Origin of the sequence: Gordonia sp. QH-12, from assembly GCF_001578675.1 — a bacterium.
In the GTDB taxonomy this organism is placed as follows: domain Bacteria; phylum Actinomycetota; class Actinomycetes; order Mycobacteriales; family Mycobacteriaceae; genus Gordonia; species Gordonia sihwensis.
In genome coordinates this window covers 70,258-88,491 of the sequence record NZ_KQ969299.1, presented here as the reverse complement: position 1 = coordinate 88,491, position 18,234 = coordinate 70,258, and the positions used below count along the sequence as shown (strand labels likewise).

Annotated in this window: 10 protein-coding genes and 1 pseudogene; 1 reads left to right on the top strand and 10 read right to left on the bottom strand. The window is 68.0% G+C overall.

Going from position 1 to position 18,234, the window contains the following annotated elements:
- A pseudogene (locus tag Y710_RS15360) lies at positions 1-275 on the top strand (HNH endonuclease); the annotation flags it as partial.
- 41 nt (positions 276-316) lie between these two features.
- Here the strand turns inward: Y710_RS15360 and Y710_RS15355 are convergent.
- From Y710_RS15355 to Y710_RS15310, 10 genes are all read right to left on the bottom strand, one after another.
- On the bottom strand, positions 317-1,867 hold the full coding sequence (locus tag Y710_RS15355; RefSeq protein ID WP_006897121.1) for an acyl-CoA carboxylase subunit beta: 1,551 nt from the start codon (positions 1,865-1,867) through the stop codon (positions 317-319).
- 17 nt (positions 1,868-1,884) lie between these two features.
- Complete coding sequence (pks13, locus tag Y710_RS15350; protein ID WP_062367839.1) at positions 1,885-7,254, bottom strand: polyketide synthase Pks13; 5,370 nt, start codon at positions 7,252-7,254, stop codon at positions 1,885-1,887.
- Between the two features lie 90 nt (positions 7,255-7,344).
- The gene (gene fadD32, locus Y710_RS15345; RefSeq protein WP_062367838.1) at positions 7,345-9,243 is read right to left on the bottom strand and encodes a long-chain-fatty-acid--AMP ligase FadD32; all 1,899 of its coding nucleotides are present in this window, start codon (positions 9,241-9,243) and stop codon (positions 7,345-7,347) included.
- A gap of 114 nt (positions 9,244-9,357) precedes the next feature.
- Positions 9,358-10,368 (bottom strand): LLM class F420-dependent oxidoreductase, encoded by a 1,011-nt coding sequence (locus Y710_RS15340; protein WP_006897124.1) that lies wholly within the window; start codon positions 10,366-10,368, stop codon positions 9,358-9,360.
- Positions 10,369-10,511: 143 nt separating this feature from the next.
- Positions 10,512-11,495 carry a cutinase family protein gene (locus Y710_RS15335; RefSeq protein ID WP_045539322.1) on the bottom strand — a complete coding sequence of 328 codons (984 nt, stop codon included), beginning with the start codon at positions 11,493-11,495 and terminating at the stop codon, positions 10,512-10,514.
- Positions 11,489-12,037, bottom strand: coding sequence for a DUF732 domain-containing protein (locus Y710_RS15330; protein WP_062367837.1), 549 nt, complete (start codon positions 12,035-12,037; stop codon positions 11,489-11,491). Before Y710_RS15330 ends, Y710_RS15335 begins: the two co-directional genes overlap by 7 nt.
- Before the next feature lie 106 nt (positions 12,038-12,143).
- The gene (locus Y710_RS15325) at positions 12,144-13,604 is read right to left on the bottom strand and encodes an alpha/beta hydrolase-fold protein (RefSeq protein WP_197462945.1); all 1,461 of its coding nucleotides are present in this window, start codon (positions 13,602-13,604) and stop codon (positions 12,144-12,146) included.
- A gap of 284 nt (positions 13,605-13,888) precedes the next feature.
- Positions 13,889-14,887 (bottom strand): alpha/beta hydrolase, encoded by a 999-nt coding sequence (locus Y710_RS15320; protein WP_062367836.1) that lies wholly within the window; start codon positions 14,885-14,887, stop codon positions 13,889-13,891.
- A 346-nt stretch (positions 14,888-15,233) separates the two neighbouring features.
- Positions 15,234-17,327 (bottom strand): arabinofuranosyltransferase AftB family protein, encoded by a 2,094-nt coding sequence (locus Y710_RS15315; RefSeq protein WP_062367835.1) that lies wholly within the window; start codon positions 17,325-17,327, stop codon positions 15,234-15,236.
- Entirely contained in the window at positions 17,314-18,231 is a 918-nt protein-coding gene (locus Y710_RS15310; protein ID WP_006897130.1) for a decaprenyl-phosphate phosphoribosyltransferase, read from the bottom strand. The genes Y710_RS15315 and Y710_RS15310 overlap by 14 nt, the downstream gene beginning before the upstream one ends.
- Positions 18,232-18,234 lie beyond the last annotated feature (3 nt).

Sequence of the window (18,234 nt, the reverse complement as noted above, 5' to 3'; positions counted from 1 at the left end):
TCGACCACCTCGGCGCCGCATGCGGGCGCCACAATCGCTCCGTCGGCCCCCGCAGCGGGCAATGGCAGACGATGATCCTGATCGACGGACCCCACGCCGGCAGAGTCGCCTGGCGACCCAGCGGCAACACCAGCCGCGGCGGGACAAGACCGCCCGGGTGGCGGATCAACCAGATCCACCACGCCGAACTGTTACCGGGCCACGAACCCCAACCGCCGCCCGAACCCAGCGAATCTCGCATCGAGAACTACCTCGACACCCTCCTGGCCGCCTGACCACGAGCAGAGACCGGCCGCGGCCGGAAGGATACCGATCGCTAGATCGGCATCAAGTAGTGCTTGCGCGGGTTCCGCAGCACCTGCTTGTCGCGCAGCTGTGCCAGCGCCTTGCGGAGTTGGAGTCGAGTCTGCGCGGGTTCGATGACCGCGTCGACGTACCCCTTCTCCGCGGCGAGGTACGGGGTCGCCATCATCGCGTTGTAGAAGGCGATGAAGTCCTGCCGGACCTTGTCGGCGTCGTTGGCCGACAGACCCTCGGTCTGCTTGCGGGTCAGCACGGCCGCTGCCGACTCCGCACCCATGACGGCGATCTTGGCCGTCGGCCAAGCGAAGTTGATGTCGGCGCCCAGCTGCTTGGAGCCCATCACCGCATACGCGCCGCCGTAGGCCTTGCGCAAGACCACGGTGATCTTCGGAACGTCGGCCTCCACGTAGGCGTAGAGGAACTTGCCCGACCGCCGGATGGTCCCCTTCTGCTCCTCCACCAGGCCCGGCAGGATGCCGGGGGTGTCGACGAGGAAGATCAGCGGGATGTTGTAGGCGTTGCAGATCCGGACGAAGCGCGTCGCCTTCTCCGCCGAGTCGGTGTCGAGGGTTCCCGCCATGACGCTCGGCTGATTGGCGACCACGCCGACGCTCCGACCGTCCACTCGCGCGTAGCCGGTGAGGATGTTCGGGGCGAACAACTCCCCGACCTCGTGGAAGGCGCCGTCGTCGAACAGTCGGATGATGATGTCCCGCATGTCGTAGCCGGCATTGTCGTTGTCGGGCATGAACGTGTTGAGGCTGAGGTCCGACTCCGTGATCTCCGGCTCCAGACCCGGGTTGATGATCGGCGGCTCCTCGTGTGCGCTCGACGGCATGTACTGCAGGTACTCGCGGACCCACTCGAATGCCGCCGCCTCATCCGGTGCGATGTGGTGGATGTTGCCCCACCGCGCCTGGTTGTGGGCGCTGCCGAGGTCTTCGGCCGAGATCTCCTCACCCGTGGTCTGCTTGATGACGTCGGGCCCGGTGACGAACATGTAGCTCTTGTCCTCGACCGCCACCAGGATGTCGGTGTTGGCAGGCGTGTACACCGCGCCGCCCGCGCATTTGCCGAGGATCACCGAGACCTGCGGCGCCAGACCCGACAGCAGGTCGTTGCGGCGTCCCATCTCGGCGTACCAGGCCAGCGATGTGACGGCGTCCTGAATGCGGGCGCCGGCCGAGTCGTTGATACCGACCATCGGGCAACCGAGCTTGCCCGCCCACTCCATCAGCGCCGACACCTTGCGGCCGAACATCTCACCGACGGTGCCGCCCATCACGGTCTGGTCGTGACTGAAGGCGGCCACCGGCCGTCCGTGGACCAGCCCGTGACCGGTCACCACGCCGTCGCCGTAACCGGTCTCCCCGGCTCCCGGCATCTTGGCGAGCGCACCGACCTCCACGAAGGTCCCCGGGTCGAACAGCAACTCCAGCCGTGCGCGCGGCGACAGGATGCCCTTCTTGGCGCGCTTGGCGATCGCCTTCTCGCCCCCGGGTTCCTTCGCCAGTTCGAGCTTCTCGCGCAGATCGGCGAGCTTGGCAGCAGTCGTGTCAGTCACTACGTGTGCCCTTTCCGTCACTTCTCGGTACTGATATCTGCCATGCGGCGGGCCAGGTCGGCTGCGACCTTCGCGACGTAGGGCTCATCCACGATGGCCAGGTGGTCGCCGCCGATGTGAATGATCTCCAGATCGTCCACCACCTCGCCCCAGCGCCCGTCCTCATCGATCTCGGCCCACTGCGGCTCGAGTTCGATGGCTCCGTCGTGCATCTTGTCCGCGCGGTAGAGCACCACCTTGCCGTCGTACGGAGTGGGATCGATCTCGGTGAGCGCACGGTTGTCGAGGAACGACGTCCGCTGATGCTCGATGATCCCGCCCGGAATCTTGGTCCCCGACATCGACATCATCTCGGTGATGATCGCGAACTGCTCGTTGTCGTCGGCGGCGACGAGCCGGTCCATCGGGATCGGCACGTCCTCGTCGAGCCCGTAGGTCTTGATCGCGAACGCCTTCCAACGCTCCAGCCGCGCTCGCTTGTTCTCCGGGGTGTCGGGCACGTCCCGGGTCGGGCGCACCACGTCGATCAGTCCGACGAAGGCGATCTCCTCGCCCTCCTCGCGGAGCAGCTGTGCGGCGCCGTAGGCCAGCGCCCCGCCCAGAGACCAGCCCACCAGCACATACGGACCGTGCGGCTGCACCTCGCGCAGGCGCGGCATGTACTGCCGTACCCGCTCTTCGATGGTGCCCTCGACTCGGTCGAAGCCGATCACCGGCTGGTCGTCCGGCAGCCGCTTGAGCAGTGCCTCGTAGGCCGAGGTGTTGCCGCCCGCGGGGTGGAACACCAGCATCGGCGTCGGGTCGCCCGCGGCGGTGTCGAACGTGTGCTTCGGCGTGCCGTCGGAATTCTTCGGGACACGCAGGAACCGCACGAAGCCGTCGATGTCGGCAGACGCCTCCATGTGCTGACGGACGTAGTTCGAGAGCTCCTCGATCGTCTCCGAATCGAGGACGTCCTCGACGTCGATCTCGCCTCCGGTGCGCTCGTTCAGCCGCTCGGTGAGCTTCTCCGCGGTCTCGTCGTCGAGCACCGGCAGCTTGTTGAAGACGCCACCGGCCGACTTGCCGGTCACCACCGCGTACGCACCGTAGGTCAGGCGTTCGGCAGCATCGCGCGGCGGCACATCGGTGCCCGAGGCCTCCGCCACCGACGCCTGGTCGGTGATGGTGGGAGCCTGTGCGGGCGGGGTGTCGGTGGCGGTCTCGGCCATCTTGGGCGCTTCGGCCACCTGGCTCCGACTCGACTCCTCGCTCGCGCTCGTCGTCGGCTCAACGGGCTCGACCTGCTCTGCAGGCTCCGGCGCATCGGGCGCCTGTCCCTTCAAAGCATCCTTGGCCAGTTCCGCATCGATGTAGGCGTTCAGCGCGGCGGTGTCGAGTTCTCCGCCGCCGGTGGCCTTCTCCAGGTCGTCGAGCTGATCGCGGTGGGTGACCGCGAAGGCGACGAACTTCTCGACGTCCGACAGATCAGCCTGTCGCATCGCCTGCAGCTGCAGCTGCGGGATCTCGAACTCGTACTCGACGCGGTTCTTGATGCGAACCGCCATCAGGGAGTCGAGGCCCAGTTCGATGAGGGGGATCTCCCGCGGCAGGTCCTCGGGGTCGTAGCCCATCGACTCACCGACGATGACCGCGAGGCGGTCGCCCACGCTCTCTCCCGAGTCCGGGCTCCACCGGTCGCCGATCACGTCGACGACCTCGTCCTCGACGACCACCTTCTCGTCGACGAAGCCGGAGGCCTTCGCGGCCTCGGCAGGCGTCTGCGCGTCCGCGCCGGTCGCGGACGGCACCGGCTCGCGCACCGTGCCGCCGGTCACCGCGGCCTGGTAGAGCAGCGCGAATCCGCCCTGCGGACCGGCGTGCACACTGATCGCCGCGCCACCCGGGTGGCCGGTGAGCGTGGTCGTGACCGTGCCGTCGGTCGGGAAATCACCGAGAGACTCGACTGCCGCCACCGCGGCGCCGGAACCGAGCACCTGCTTCGCCGCGGCGAGCACCAGCTCCCGCGGATCGGTGACCGCCGCGGCGTTGACCTCCCAGGCGTGCCTGCCGTCGGGCAGCGCGACGTGCGCGCCCGGCACCGAACCGGCACCCGAGCCACCGGAGATCACTGCATCGATCCAATACGGCTTGCGCTCGAACCGCGTTCGCGGAATGTTCGCGAACCGCTGATCCGGTCCGGTGCCGAACAGAGCCGCCACATCCACCGGATGCCCGTGGACGTACAGCTTCATCAGCGCGTTGACGAGCCCGTAGCTCTCGTCCTCCTTGCGGCGCAGCGTCTCGATCAGCTCCGCGTCGTGCACCCCGGCGCCGAACGTGGTGGCGGCCACCGAGATCAGGACGGCGGGATTCGGCGAGAGTTCGACGAACGTGCGGTGCCCGGCCTCCACCGACTTCGCGATCGCCTGGGCGAACCACACACTGTGGCGCAGGCCCTTGAGGTAGTAGTCGATCGTGAACACGTCGGGGGTGCCCGGACGGTAGAAGGTCTCGCGGTCCACCGAGCTGTAGACGCCGTACTTCAACGGCTGCGGCTCGATGCCGGTGATCTCGTAGGAGAGTTCACCGAGCAGCGGGTCCATCTGCGAGGTGTGGCTCGCGCCCTTGGTCTGCAGCTTGCGGCCCAGCTTGCCCTCGGCCTCGGCACGCGCCACGATCGCGTCCACCTGCGGTCCCGGACCGCCGATCACCGTGTGCGTGGGAGCCGCGTAGACGCAGATCTCGAGGTCCGGGTAGTCCACGAGGACGTCGTTGATTTCTTCCGCGCTGTACTCGACCAACGCCATGAAGCGCACCGCGTCGCCGGTCAGCATCGCCTCGCCCTCGCCCATCAAGCGCGAACGCTGGCAGATCACCCGCGTGGCGTCCTCCAGCGACAGTCCGCCGCTGATGTAGGCAGCCGACGCCTCGCCCATCGAGTGCGGAACAAGGACGCCGGGCTCGGCGCCGTAGTGGCGCATCGTGTCGGCCAGCGCCACCTGGATCGTGTAGATGCCGATCTGCGCGGTCTCGATCTCGTACGTCCGCGCATCGTCGAGGAAGATCTCGACCATCGAATACCCCAGCTCCCGCTGGATGTAGGCGTCGACGCGGTCGGCGTACTTCGCGAACACCGGGTTCTCGGTGTACAGCTGCTTGGCCATCTTGCGATGCTGCGAGCCGAAACCGGAAAGCAACCACACCGCGGACGCGGCGTCGGGAGAGTCGCAGGTGTAGACGAAGGGCAGCGACTTACCTTCGGCGACCGCGCGCATGCCCTTGACCGCGTCCTCGTACGTACGAGCCATCACCACCGAGCGCGTGCGGCCGTGGTTGCGGTGAGCCAGGGCACGGCCGATCTCCGCCAGCGGCGTCTGCCTGCCCTCGTCCGACTCCAGCCACTCGACCAGCTCCGCGGCGGCCTTGCGCCGGCGTGAGGCCAGAAAACCGGAGATCACCAGGGGCACTACAGCGCCGGGGACGGCGGCCGGCGCGAAGCCCTCCGCCGGATCGGCCTCGGGTGCCTCCGCGGCCACCGGCTCACGCTTGGCCTGAGCCGCGAGCACCGCCCGCTCGGCCTCGGTGAGGAAGTCGTCGTCGTCGAGATCGTCGGGCACCGGGACCCCGGCGGCGGCGTCGGCGTCGGCGGGCGAGGCCGCGCGGTCTTCGAAGTCGGACGGCAGCACCTCGCGGACCACGACGTGCGCGTTGGTTCCGCCGAAACCGAATCCGGAGACACCGGAGACGGCGTGCCCGGAGTACCGCGGCCACTCGGTCGGTTCGGTGATCACCCGGAGGTTAGTGGCCTCGAACTGGATGTACGGGTTGGGTCCCGCGTAGTTCAGCGAAGCGGGGAGTCTGTCGTTCTGAAGCGAGAGCACCACCTTGGCGAGCGCACCGGCGCCCGCCGCCGACTCCATGTGACCGAAGTTGGTCTTGGCCGAGCCGAGCAGCATCGGCGCGTCGCCGCTGCGGCCGCGACCGACCACGCGGCCGAGCGCATCGGCCTCGATCGGGTCGCCGAGCACGGTTCCGGTGCCGTGCGCCTCGACGTAGTCGACGGTGCGCGGGTCGATGGCGGCGTCGGCGTACGCCGAGCGCAGCACCTCCACCTGGGCTTCGGGATTCGGCGCGAAGATGCCGTTCGAGCGTCCGTCGGAGTTGACCGCGGAACCGGCGATCACCGCGAGAACGGTGTCGCCGTCGCGGCGGGCGTCGGCCATCCGCTTGAGGACGAAGACGCCGCCGCCCTCGGCGCGGATCATGCCGTTGGCGTCCGAGGAGAAGGCCTTGATCCGACCGTCCGGCGCCTGTGCGCCGATCTGGTCGAAGCCGAGCGTCGCGGCCGGGGTGATGAGCATGTTGACGCCGCCGGCGATGACGACATCCGAATCACCGTTCCGCAGGCTGCGCACGCCCTCGTGAACGGCGACCAGCGACGACGAGCACGCCGTGTCGATGGCGAGCGACGGGCCGTGGAAGTCGAAGAAGTACGACACTCGGTTCGCGATGATCGACGTCGCCGTACCGGTCAGCGCGTACGCGGCCGTCTCCGATGCGCCTTCGCCGAGCCCGAGGGTCGCCAGCAACTGGTAGTCGTTGGTCGAGGTGCCCATGAAGACGCCCACCTGGCCACCGCGCAGGTCACTCGGCGGGATGTGCGCGTGCTCCAGCGCCTCCCACGTCAGCTCCAGTGCGAGCCGCTGCTGCGGGTCGACGTTCTCCACCTCGCGCGGGCTCATCTGGAAGAAGTCGGCGTCGAAGCCCGTCACGTCGTCCAGGTAGCCGCCGCGGACGTTGCCCTTCTCGATGGCCTCGGCCAGTCGCGGGTCGGCCTTGAACTCGAGCCACCGGTCGTCCGGCAGATCGGTGATGCCGTCGACGCCGCTGATCAGCGCCTCCCAGGTCGACTCCGGGGTGGTGCCCGCCTTGGGGAACCGGGTGGCCAGGCCGACGATGGCGATATCGTCGTCGGCCGATCGCTCACGCTCCCAGAACCGGTCGGCCTCGACGTCGAGTCCCTCGTCGGGATCGCCTTCGATGATCCGCTTGGCCAGCGACGCGATCGTCGGGTGGTTGTACGCGGCGGTCGCGGTGAGGATGACCCCGGTGAAGTCCTCGACGTCGGCCGCGAGCGCGACGGCGTCCCGCGAGGCCAGTCCGAACTCCTCCATCGGGCGGTCGTCGGAGATCTGCTCGACGGCCACACCCGTGGCCCGCGACACCCAGTTGCGGAGCCAGTCGCGCAGTTCGTCGACGGTCAGGTCGCCGACGGTCTCGCCGTTCGAGACGGCGCGGCCGGCCGGGGACTCAGTGCTCTCGGAGGGCCCGGTGCGCTCGGTGGGCCCAGTGGTGTCGGAGGGCGCAGTGCTGTCAGACGGCGCGGTGTTCTCAGTTTCAGACATCGTATTCAGCCTACCGGTGGCGTTAATCATTTCGTTACTCAGCAAAAGGCCCGGTATGTCACGGCGTGACATACCGGGCCGGTCGCCGTCTCATGCGTCGGCGTCGGGGAACGCGGTCTGCTGGTACCCGCCGCGCAGGGTTCCGTCGATGTACGCGGCCTTGGTGGCGCGGCGTGCGATCTTGCCGCTGGACGTGCGCGGAATGGAACCGTTCGGGACCAGCAGCACGTCGCGGGCCATCACGCCGTGCCTGCCGGCGATGGTCGCGCGTACGGCGTCGGCCACTTCCTGCGGGTCGGCTTTGCGTCCGGGACGCTCGGCGACGATCACCAACTGCTCGGACGAGTCGTCGGGATCGCGGGTGAGTCCGCTGAAACCGCCCTCGAAGACCTCGTCGGGCAACTGGTTGGCCGGCACCGCGAATGCGGCGACGAAGCCCGGACGGATCGCGACGCTCGCCTCCTGGGCGCTCGCCTCGAGATCCTGCGGGTAGTGGTTGCGGCCGTCGACGATCACCAGGTCCTTGACTCGCCCTGTGATGTACAGGTCGCCCTCGTACCAGACGCCGAAGTCGCCGGTCCGCATCCAGCGGTCGTTGTCGGGTGCGCCCTCGGCGTGGCTGCCGCTCTCGAGCCGCTTGGCCAGCCGGTTGTGGAAGGTCTCGACGGTCTCCTCGTCCTTGTTCCAGTAGCCCTCGCCGATGTTCAGTCCGTTCAGCCAGATCTCACCGACCCGCCCGTCGGCCTGCTCCTCGCCCGTCTCCGGGTCGACGATGGCGGCCCACTGGCTCAGCGCCACCTGACCGCACGAGACCTGCGCCACGGCGCCCTCGGCCTCCGAGTCGACCGGCACGAATTCGCCCTGATTTAGCTTCTCGCGGTCGACGTACCGGACGAGCGCCTCGTTGTCGCGCTGGGTGGCAGAGACGAACAGCGTGGCCTCGGCCATGCCGTAGCAGGGTTTGATCGCCTTGGGCGAGAGCCCGTACGGCGCGAAGGCCTCGTTGAACTTGCGCATCGAACTGACGGTGACCGGTTCGGAACCGTTGATCAGGCCGATCACGTTCGACAGGTCGAGCGTCTCGCCCTCGTGGGGCAGACCGCGCAGCGCAGCGTGCTCGTAGGCGAAGTTGGGGGCCGCGGCGTAGGTCGGGGCGTGGTCGTCGACCGCCGCCAGCTCGCGGATCCAGCGGCCCGGGCGGCGCACGAAAGCCATCGGGCTCATGATCGTGACGTAGCGGCCGCCCAGCGCGGGCAGGATCACGGTGAGCAGACCCATGTCGTGGAACAGCGGCAACCAGGTGACGCCGCGGGCGTTGCGGTCGATCTCGATGGTGTCGTAGATCTGCAGACAGTTCGCTGCCACCGCCCGGTAGGTGATCTCCACGCCGGCGGGCACGCGGGTCGAGCCGGAGGTGTACTGCAGGTAAGCGACCGAGTCGAGGCTGTTCCGGTCGGCCACCGGCGGCACCCAGGAGGCGCCCACCGAGTCGGGAACCGCGTCCACCGCGATCACGCGGGGGCGCTCCTTGGCCGGACGGTCGGCGAAGAAGTCGCGCACCGCCTCGGCCGATTTCGTCGAGGTGAGGATCGCCGAGGGCTTGCAGTCCTCGAGGACACCGATCAGCCGGTCGGTGTGGCCGGGCTCGTCGGGACTGAACAACGGCACGGCGATATTGCTCGCGTACAGCGAGGCGAAGAAGCCGATCACGTACTCCAGCGACTGCGGCGCGAGGATCGCGACCCGGTCACCCGGCTGCGTCACCTGCTGCAGCCGCGCGGCGACGGCGCGCAGACGCTTGCCGAACTGCGCCCAGGTGAGGTCGATGCGCTCACCGTCCCGCTCCCGGCTGAAATCGAGGAAGCGGTAGGCCAGGGTGTCGGCCTGTTCCCGAACGTTGCGCTCGACATAGTCGACCAGCGTCACGTCGTCCTCGAAATGGAGGTTGCCGGTCTCGTCGAGGAACTGCTCGAACTCGGTATTCAGCATCCGTTAACTCCTGTTACCCGCACTCTTGCACGGCCTTGGGTCAATTGATCCGCACGCGTCCCCCCGTGGCACCACGGTGCCCAGCCCCCCGAACGTACGAAAACCTCGGTCAGTTTACTCTCCCCGCAGAAGCGGGATGACAGGCGCGAACGCGTCCATCTGCGTCGGGAATACTCCCACGTAGCTCATCGTGGTCCGGCGGCGGACTTCACGGATCTGCTCGGCGATCTCCTCGAAGGAGCCGAAGGCCAGGTACGGCGACGAGAGGATGTCGTCGACGGTCAGCTCCACATCGCGCGCGATGTTCGGCGGATACCCCTGCTCCAGAGCCTTGAGCGCCATCTCCGCGGTGGCCACGCGATCGTCGGTGACGACGATGGTGGCGATGGTCCAGTTCAGTTCGATCTGATCGAACCGGTCGCCGGCGGCCTCGCGGATCCGGTCGACGCGCTCGATGGTCTTCTCGATCGTCATGTCCGACAGCCGGAGCTTGCCCTCGCGGGTGGTGCCGGTCGCCACCGAGATGATGTCGGCGTGCTTGGCGGCGAGCGCGAGCATCTTGGGACCTCCGCCGCCGACCGCGATCGGCGGTCGCGGCCCCTGGCGCGGTCGAGGCGACCCCTCGAGGCCCTTGATCTGGTAGAACTCGCCGTCGAAGTCGACGGTCTCGCCTCGCATCAGCTTGTCCAGGATCGTCAACGACTCGTCGAGCCTGCGGATCCGCTCGCCGGGCGTGCCGAATTCGATGCCCGCCTTGTCGAACTCCTCTTTCATCCAGCCCGAGCCGATGCCCAGCTCCAGCCGGCCCTTCGACAGGACGTCGATGGTGGTGGCCTCCTTGGCCAGCACGGCCGGATGCCGGAAACCGTTGGCCAGCACGGACGTCGCGAGACGGATGGTGCTGGTGGCCTGCGAGAGCGCACCGAGGGCCGCGAGCGGCCCCACCTGGTTGCCCATGTGATCCGGTATCGCGAAGGTGTCGTACCCGTACTCTTCAGCGGTCTGGGCGAGCTTGACGAATTTCCGGGCGCCGCCCTCGTCCTTGTTGCCCTCGCCGCCCGCGCCGAAGCGGAACTTCCGAAGTCCGTCGGCGGTGTGCGTCGACGAGTCTTTGGCAGTCGTCACGAAGCGTTCTCCTCATAGGTCTGCGGCCCGCTGCGCGGGCCCCAACCCGAGAAGGCTATCGCAGGCAGTCGCATCGCCCAAGCTGACCGGCACTGATACCGCCCCTGTCGGGCGGCGCGGGTCTCGGGGAGCCGGTCTCCGGTTCAGGTGTGCTCGGGATGCGGCGCACCGGAGATCAGCTTCGAGGCCCACGCGGTCATCCACTGCGTGGCGCTCTGTCCGCTGTTCGACTTCCAGTACCGGGTGGTCGCGTACAGGGCGTGCACCGGGTTGCCCGCCGCGTTCGCCAGCTTGCCGATCGCACTCAGCGGATCGTTGACGGTCGGCGAATCGCAGATGAGGTCGCCGGGCGCGCAGATCGAGTAGACGCGATCGGAGAGGTCGCCGAAACCGCCGCTGCGAGCGCCGGACAGCGTGGTTCCGGGAACCATGCTGCCGAAACCGCCGAGTGCGATCTCGGCGCCGACACCGGCCGGGCTCGGCGCCACGTCGTGCTGACCGCCCGGCTGACGACGGCCGTCGGCGATCATCCCCACGCCCAGGACCAGGTCCTGGTCGGCCGCCGGGATAGGACCGCGGCCGTTGGCGATATCGCTCGCGACATCGCCGGTGATGACCGCGCCCTGGGAGAAGCCCATCAGCACGTACCGCGTCAGCGGGCAGTGCGCATGCGTCTTGCGGAGCTTCTCCTCTGCACGCCGGGTGCCCTGAGCACGCGAATCGTCGTAGCTCGCCTGACGGTCCGCCAGGTTGGTCGGATTTCGGAACTGCGCCTTGTACGGCACGGTGTACACCTCGGTCCGCGACCGATCGAACTTCTCCTCCAGCGGCGAGGAGACCTTCAGCATCAGCGACTTCGGGTTCGCGGTGGGATGGTACGGATCGTCGCCCGCCTTCGACTCCCATGTTCCCGGGATCACCAGGGTCAACACGTCGGGACAGTCGGCCGGTTGCGCCTGCGGACGGTTCGACGGCGCCGTGGTGGTGGTGCCCGGCTGCCCGGGCCCCGGCGGAGGAGGCGGCGGCTTGAGCCACTGATAGATCAGGAATCCGATCAGCAGCGCAGCGACGATCGCGAGGACGAGCACGATCAGCAGCAGCCGCCCGATTCGGCGGCGCTTCAGCACAGGTTCTTCTCTGCCGCGGCGATCACCTTGTCGGACTTCGTGTTCGCCTCGGCGTCACTCTTGGTCATCGGGCCGATCGCGGCACGCACGTACGCCTTCACCAGCATGGGATCGGCCTTCTGCGACTTCGCGTCGCACACGTAGTGACCCATGGTCAGCGCCACGTTGTTGTCGTCGTCGCCCATGAACGAGACGTTCTGCTTCTTCAGATCCGTCAGATACGCCTTGTCCTTGTCGCTCAGCTTGATGCCGCTCGGCGGCGGCGATCCGCCCGGGAAGTTGCCCGGCGGCGTGGTGGACGAGTTCGGCTTGGTCTCGGGCGGCGACACGGCGGCCTTCGACGCCCCGCTCTCGGCCTGCTTGGACGCCTCAGCCGATGCGGACGCCTTGCTCGAATCCGATCCGGGCATCGTGGTGGTGGTGACTGGCGCGGTGCCGATGGGGGCGCTCGCGGTCGACGAATCGCTGCACGCGGTGAGCGCGCCGACCGCGACGGCGAGCGCTCCCGCCGCGACGGCGAGCCGGAGGTACTTGGCAGTCATGACGGCCAGCCTACCGCCGTCGAGCGGCCCGACCCGCCGCGCAAAGGGGTTCACCTGCGAAGACATGGCAATTCCTCAGACGAAACTCAGGCAGTGGTGGTGCGGGTCACTCGACCCGGGCACCGCCCTGCGGAGTCCAGGTGATCTTGCCGCGTTCGAAGGTGTTGAACTTGACGCCGTCGCGGCCGGTCTGCTCGTCGCTGGTCGGCAGTCCCAACCGGTCCGCGGCGGGCACGTACGCGCCGCCGATCGCGCCGCCGACCACCTTCGGCCCCTTGGGTCCGGTGAAGATGCGTCCGTTGCGGAAGTCCTGGGCACTGCCACCGGGCACCGGGTACTGCGGGGTGAGGCAGCCGCCGAGATCCTTGACCTGCGGCGCCTTCTTGAAGGCGTCGCCCACCTGGCACGCCACCTTGTCGCCGCTGAGTCCCAGCGCGCTCGCGGCCTGCGGCCACGCCTGTGCCATTTCGAACTCCCAGTAGGGCCAGGTGTGCGTACCCGACGGCCGGTAGACGGCCTGCCCCGGGATGCCCAGCTTGTTGAGGCGGGAGGCGAACTGCTGGCTGGTGACCCGAGAGAGGACCTCCAGGCCCACGCCGGAGTAGTTGGTCGCCAACAGCGGGATGTCGGAGGGCTTGTCGTGGGGGCCCACCACGCCGTTGCCCGACGAGATGTACAGGCTGGTGCCCCGCAGCTTGGATGCGAGCACGTACGGGTCGTGCTCCTTCCAAGCCGGGTCGCTCGGCGGTCCGAACATCTTCATCGAGTCGTAGCCGCCGCCGTCGCGCAGGGCGAACTGGACGGCCTGCGGCATCCCGTACGACGACAGCTGGAGAATGCCCGAGAAGGACGCCGCGAACCGGTAGAAGCCGGGGTTGCGGGCAGCGAGCATCATCGCCGCCGACCCGCCCATCGACAGACCTTCGATGCCGCGCACGTCGGTGGATCGCCACTGTCCCTCGAGGATCGGCGGCAGCTCGTGGATCAGGAAGCTCTCCCACTGGTAGTTCTTACCGCGGTCGGGTTCCTTCCAGTCGGTGTAGAAGCTCGACTCACCGCCGACCGGCATGATCACGTTGACGTTCTTGTCCTGATAGAACTGCTCGGCGTTGGTGTTGATGAGCCAACCGCTCTGGTCGTCCTGCGCCCGCAGTCCGTCCAGCATGGTCAGCTGGGGGAACTTGGCGCCCGGGTTCGAGAACCAGTCGCGGGCCAGGAGGATCTGAACCTGGATGTCGGTGTTCATCGCGGGCGAGTGCACCCACAGCGCCACGCGGTGCGAGCTGTACCAGTACGTCTTGGTGACCACGGCCGGCGGTGCCGGCTTGGCCGGAGCGGGCTTGGCTCCCGGCTTGTCGCCGGGCTTGGCGTCCGGCTTGGCGGGGGCGGGCTTGGCGGCGCCCGGCTTGGGCGCGGGCTTGGGAGCCGGCTTGGCGGGCGCCTGCTGCGGCGGCTGGGGCGCCGGATCGGCGAGCGCGGGCCCCGCACCGGCGGCGACCATCGATACGGCCACGGCGAGACTCGCCGCGCCTCGTCTCGCGGTCGTCGTCTTGGTCCAGATCTTCACTGCGTACTCCTCACAAGTCCCCGGCCGTGCCTTCTCGCGCCCACGCGACACCGGGCGTCTCCCGTGTTTTTACACGGGAAATCCTCAGTTCGGTGCGCGCCACGCTGTGACTCGTGTGAATTATGTGACTGAAGTGTCTAAGACGTCCCGGAATGACGCGACCGAACCAGCCCCGCCCGGCCCCCCGCCCGGCCACAGTCGGCCCGACAACGGACTGAGCCGCGACATCGCGGATGCGATGTCGCGGCTCAGGCGAGATGTGCTCTAGCGCGCGGCCAGCGGGATCAGTTGAAGAATCCCCGGGCCTTGGCGTTCCACAGCATGTCGCTCCAGTAGCCCCAGGCGTGGGTGCCGTTGGCGGAGTACGACATCACCGGGACTCCCTGGACGAAGGCCGCAGCCTCGAAGGCCTTGGCCTGCGCGAACGCCAGGAGCTCGAGCGGCGTGCCCTTGAACAGGTCGTCGAAGGTGTTCTGCGGGTAGTTGTAGCGGCCGAACAGACCGTTACCCGAGCCGACGAAGATCTTGAGGCCGTGCATGCGGTTGATGAGCATGAACGGATCGTTCTGCGTCCAACGCGGGCTCCACGGCGGACCCCACATCGCGTCGATGTTCCACGGCTGCGGCTCCACGTCCAGCATGGCCAGACGGAGCGCGGTGCGCATGCCCGGCGCCGACAGCGTCAGGTAGCCCGACAGCGAGCCGGCCGCGTAGTAGAGGTCACGACGCTGCGCGGCGTGCGTCAGCGCGGCACCGCCGCCCATCGACAGACCCATGATGGCGTACTTGCCGCCCTTGCTCGCGAAGCCCTTGCTGCGCAGAGCCGGGACGAGGCGCTTGTCGAGCACGCAGCCCCACTTGTACGCCTTGCGCTGGCCGTTGAAGTTCGACGGCGCATCCCAGTCGGTGTAGAAGCTGGCGGGACCGCCCACCGGCATGACGACGTTGACGCCGCGATCGGCCATCGCGCGGGCGTTGGTCTCGATGTCCCAGCCGCTGCGGTCGTAGCGCGCACGCATTCCGTCCAGCAGGATCACCGTGCGGGTGTTGCCGGGCTTGCGCCAGGCCTGCACCTTCACCTGACCGGGGGCCATCGACTTGTTGCCGAAGGCGCCGTTGGTCGGCATGCCACAGGCGTCGATCCAGAACCCCGCGTACGACGCGGCGCTCGCCTGACCCGCTCCGATGGCGGTACCCATCAGCCCCATGGCAGTGAGCACTGCGACGAGGACCGCGGTGAACCGGCGATGGCCGGCCTGCGGTTTGCTCTTAGCTACGCGCATTGACTGCATTCTCCCTAACTCTGCTTTGCACTCACCGGCGGTCCTGAGACCACCTGTGAACCTCTTCGGCACGCGTGGGCACCGTCGTTGACGTCACAAAAGTCACATCTGCAACTGGATAGAGCGAGCCTATTCGACTCTCCCACCCTCACCAAACCCTGTGATCGCAATCACATCGCCTGGTCAGTCGACTTGTGCACAGCCGCTCCGCGGGCCTTCACCCTCGTTGCGGCCACGCCGTTTCTATCGTGCAACCGAGCAAGGACGTTACCGTTTCGATATCTGGCCCGCCAATCGGTGAGAGCTATCTGACACATGTCCGTCTCAGCTTCACCTGAGGCGGCTCTCAGTTATCCGAGGTCAGCCCCTTGGGCATCGCCAAGCCGCACCGCTCGATCTCGTATTTCGGTTCGCGGGCGATCCGGTAGGAATTGAACTCTGCGGCCTGCCGCAGATTGTGCCGGAATCGAGCGAATGTCCAGGTGCCCTTGTACGAGGCGAATCGCGCTTCGGTCATCGGGCAGGTCAGTGCCACGCGGGCCATCTTCACCTCGTCCCGGTCGATGAACGCCGGGAAACCCGAGACGCTTCCGCTCTCGGCGACCACCCACTCGGTCGGCAGATGCTTGTCGTGCCCGATGCGCCCGTCGGTCAGCCGCGGCGTGTGCGCCGCCAACGGATACGCCAGGCCCATCTGGTCCACCACCCGGACGTCGAGCGGAGCGTTCATACTCGTCATGCCGAGGTTGAGGAAGTACACCGTGGTCTGTCTCGGGATCCCGGGCTTCAAGTGCTCGGGCAGCGGAGCCACGTACCACTCGTCGAAGTTCGCCGACGGGAGGATCACCCCGCCTCCGGCGGCCTCGGTCTGCCGGATCTTCTCGACCATCGCGCGCATCCGCGGATACTCGAGGTAGTCCTCTGCGGTGACCGGGTTCTCGTTGCCCATGTTCGTCACATAGAAGCGACGCTCGTCGACGATGCCGTCGCGGCCGATGTCCATACCGGCGTTGGGCAGCACGGTCTGATTGACCGCCACCCCCCACCACACGGTGGTGACGACGCCGCCGAGCAGCAGCAGCCCGGCGCCGAGCTGGTACCGCGACCGCGCGCTGGAGAGCGAGGCGGGAATCGTCACCGGGATCACCATCACCGGCAGCAGCAGAATGAACAGCGGCGCCAGCAGGACGCGGCCGTGCATGAAGTCCCCGCCCTGCCGAATCCAGTACAGGCCGAGGATCAGCCCGGCCACCAGCGTCGTGACGACGACGGCGTTCTGGGACTGCACGTGGTCGACGGCCGACGACCACGTGCGACGGAGCCGCTGCATCGGCGGGACCGGCGGCGCCCCGAGGATCTCCGGCGCATCGGCATCGTCGGCGGGGGCCGCCGAGACGGCAGACGCCGCCCGAGGAGCCTCGCGGCGAGCCAGGTACGCGCCGACGGCGAGCAGTACGCCCGCCACGATCGCGACGATCACCGGCAGCAACAGGGTGTACGGGGTGAACAGGTTGTCCAGGTAGGCGAAGCCCTGCTTCCACTTGGAACCGCTCGCATCCTTCGCGATCGCCGGATTCGGCACCAGGACGGCGTAGTAGCCCATGCGGAAGATCTGATAGCCGATCGGGACGGCTCCCGCGACCACCACCATCGCCACACGCATGCGCCAGCCGATCCGCGAGACGAACAGCACCAGCAGGACCAGTCCGCCGAAGACCGTGATCTCCGGACGGATCAGCGGCGCCATGCCCGCGGTGAAAGCCAGGAGCAGGAAGGCGATCCGCGACCGCCGGCTCCCGTCGTCCGGGTCACGCCGGCCCCAGGCGAGGAACTGGCACCACAGCGCGGCGATCCAGAAGATCACCAGACCGTTCTCGAGGCCGGACGTGGCGAAGTCGCGCGCGGGCGGAATCACGATGTACACGATCGCGCCCAACGGCAGCAGCAGTGTGAGCCCCGGCCCGAGCACCCGGCGACCGTACAGGCGCGCCGTGCCGTACATGGCGAGCGGCAGCGCGGCCACCGACAGCACCAGCGCCACCCAGAGTGCGACGTACTCGGTGTGCTCGGCGCCGGTCACCCAGCTCCAGAACCAGATCAGGTAGGTCCACGCGGTGGAGGTGTTGGCCTCCACCCGTTCACCGGCGTTGAAGACCGGTCCGTTGCCCGCGAGGAGGTTGCGCACGGTGCGCAGGACGATGAGGCCGTCGTCGGCGATCCAGCGGCGCTGCCACGCACCGATCGCGAACAGCACGGTGACGGCGAGGGCTCCGATCGAGAAGCTGGCGATCGGTGCGATCAGCCTGCGCCGGTCGCCGCGGTTCGCGGGCCGTCCGCCGTCGCGGGGCTCGTCGAGGGCCTCCGGGCCATCGGGGTCGTCGGAGACGACCGGGATCACCGTCGTCGGATCATCGGACCGGGACTCATCAGAGCGGGACATAGACCGCAACACCCACCAGCACGACCCACGCCACCGCAAGGAATTGCAGCACCCGATCGCCGAGCGCGATGTCCTCCGGCTCGCCGGCCTGGCCGCCGTCGACGTCGACGGCGTAGCGGAGGATCGCGACGGTGAACGGCACCATCGAGATGGCGTAATAGACGTTCTGCGAGTGGATGCCGTCGAAGGCCCACAGTCCGTAGCAGAGGACGACGGCGGTGGCCGAGAGCGTCCACACGAACCGCAGGTACGTAGTGGTGTAGTACTCGAGCGACTTGCGGATCTTGGCCCCGGTGCGCTCGGCCAGCTGCAACTCGGCGTAGCGCTTGCCCGCGGCCATGAACAGCGAACCGAAGGCCATCACCAGCAGGAACCACTTGGACAGGTCGATCTCGGCGGCCACGCCGCCGGCGATGGCGCGCAGCAGGAAGCCCGACGACACGATGCAGATGTCGACGACGGCCTGGTGCTTGAGCCCGAAGCAGTAACCGAGTTGCACGCCCAGGTACACCGCGATCGTCACGGCCGTCTGCCAGTTGGCGATGAACGCGATGCCGATCGATCCGGCGGCCAGCACCACGGCGAGCACGAAGGCGAGGTTGCGCGGCACCACGCCCGCCGCGATGGGCCGGAAGCGCTTGGTGGGATGGTTGCGGTCGGCTTCCACGTCGAGAGCGTCGTTGATGAGGTAGATCGACGACGCGACCAGGCAGAACGAGATGAACGCGATGCCGACGTTCAGCATCCGGTCCGAATCCTTGAGGACCTCGGTTCCGGCCGCCAGCGGCGCCGCCAAGACCAGGACGTTCTTCACCCACTGGCGCGGGCGGAGTGCCTTGATCAGACCCGTCGCCAGATTCTTCGGCGGACCGGGGACGCCGTGCTCGATCGGCTCCTCGCTCATCGG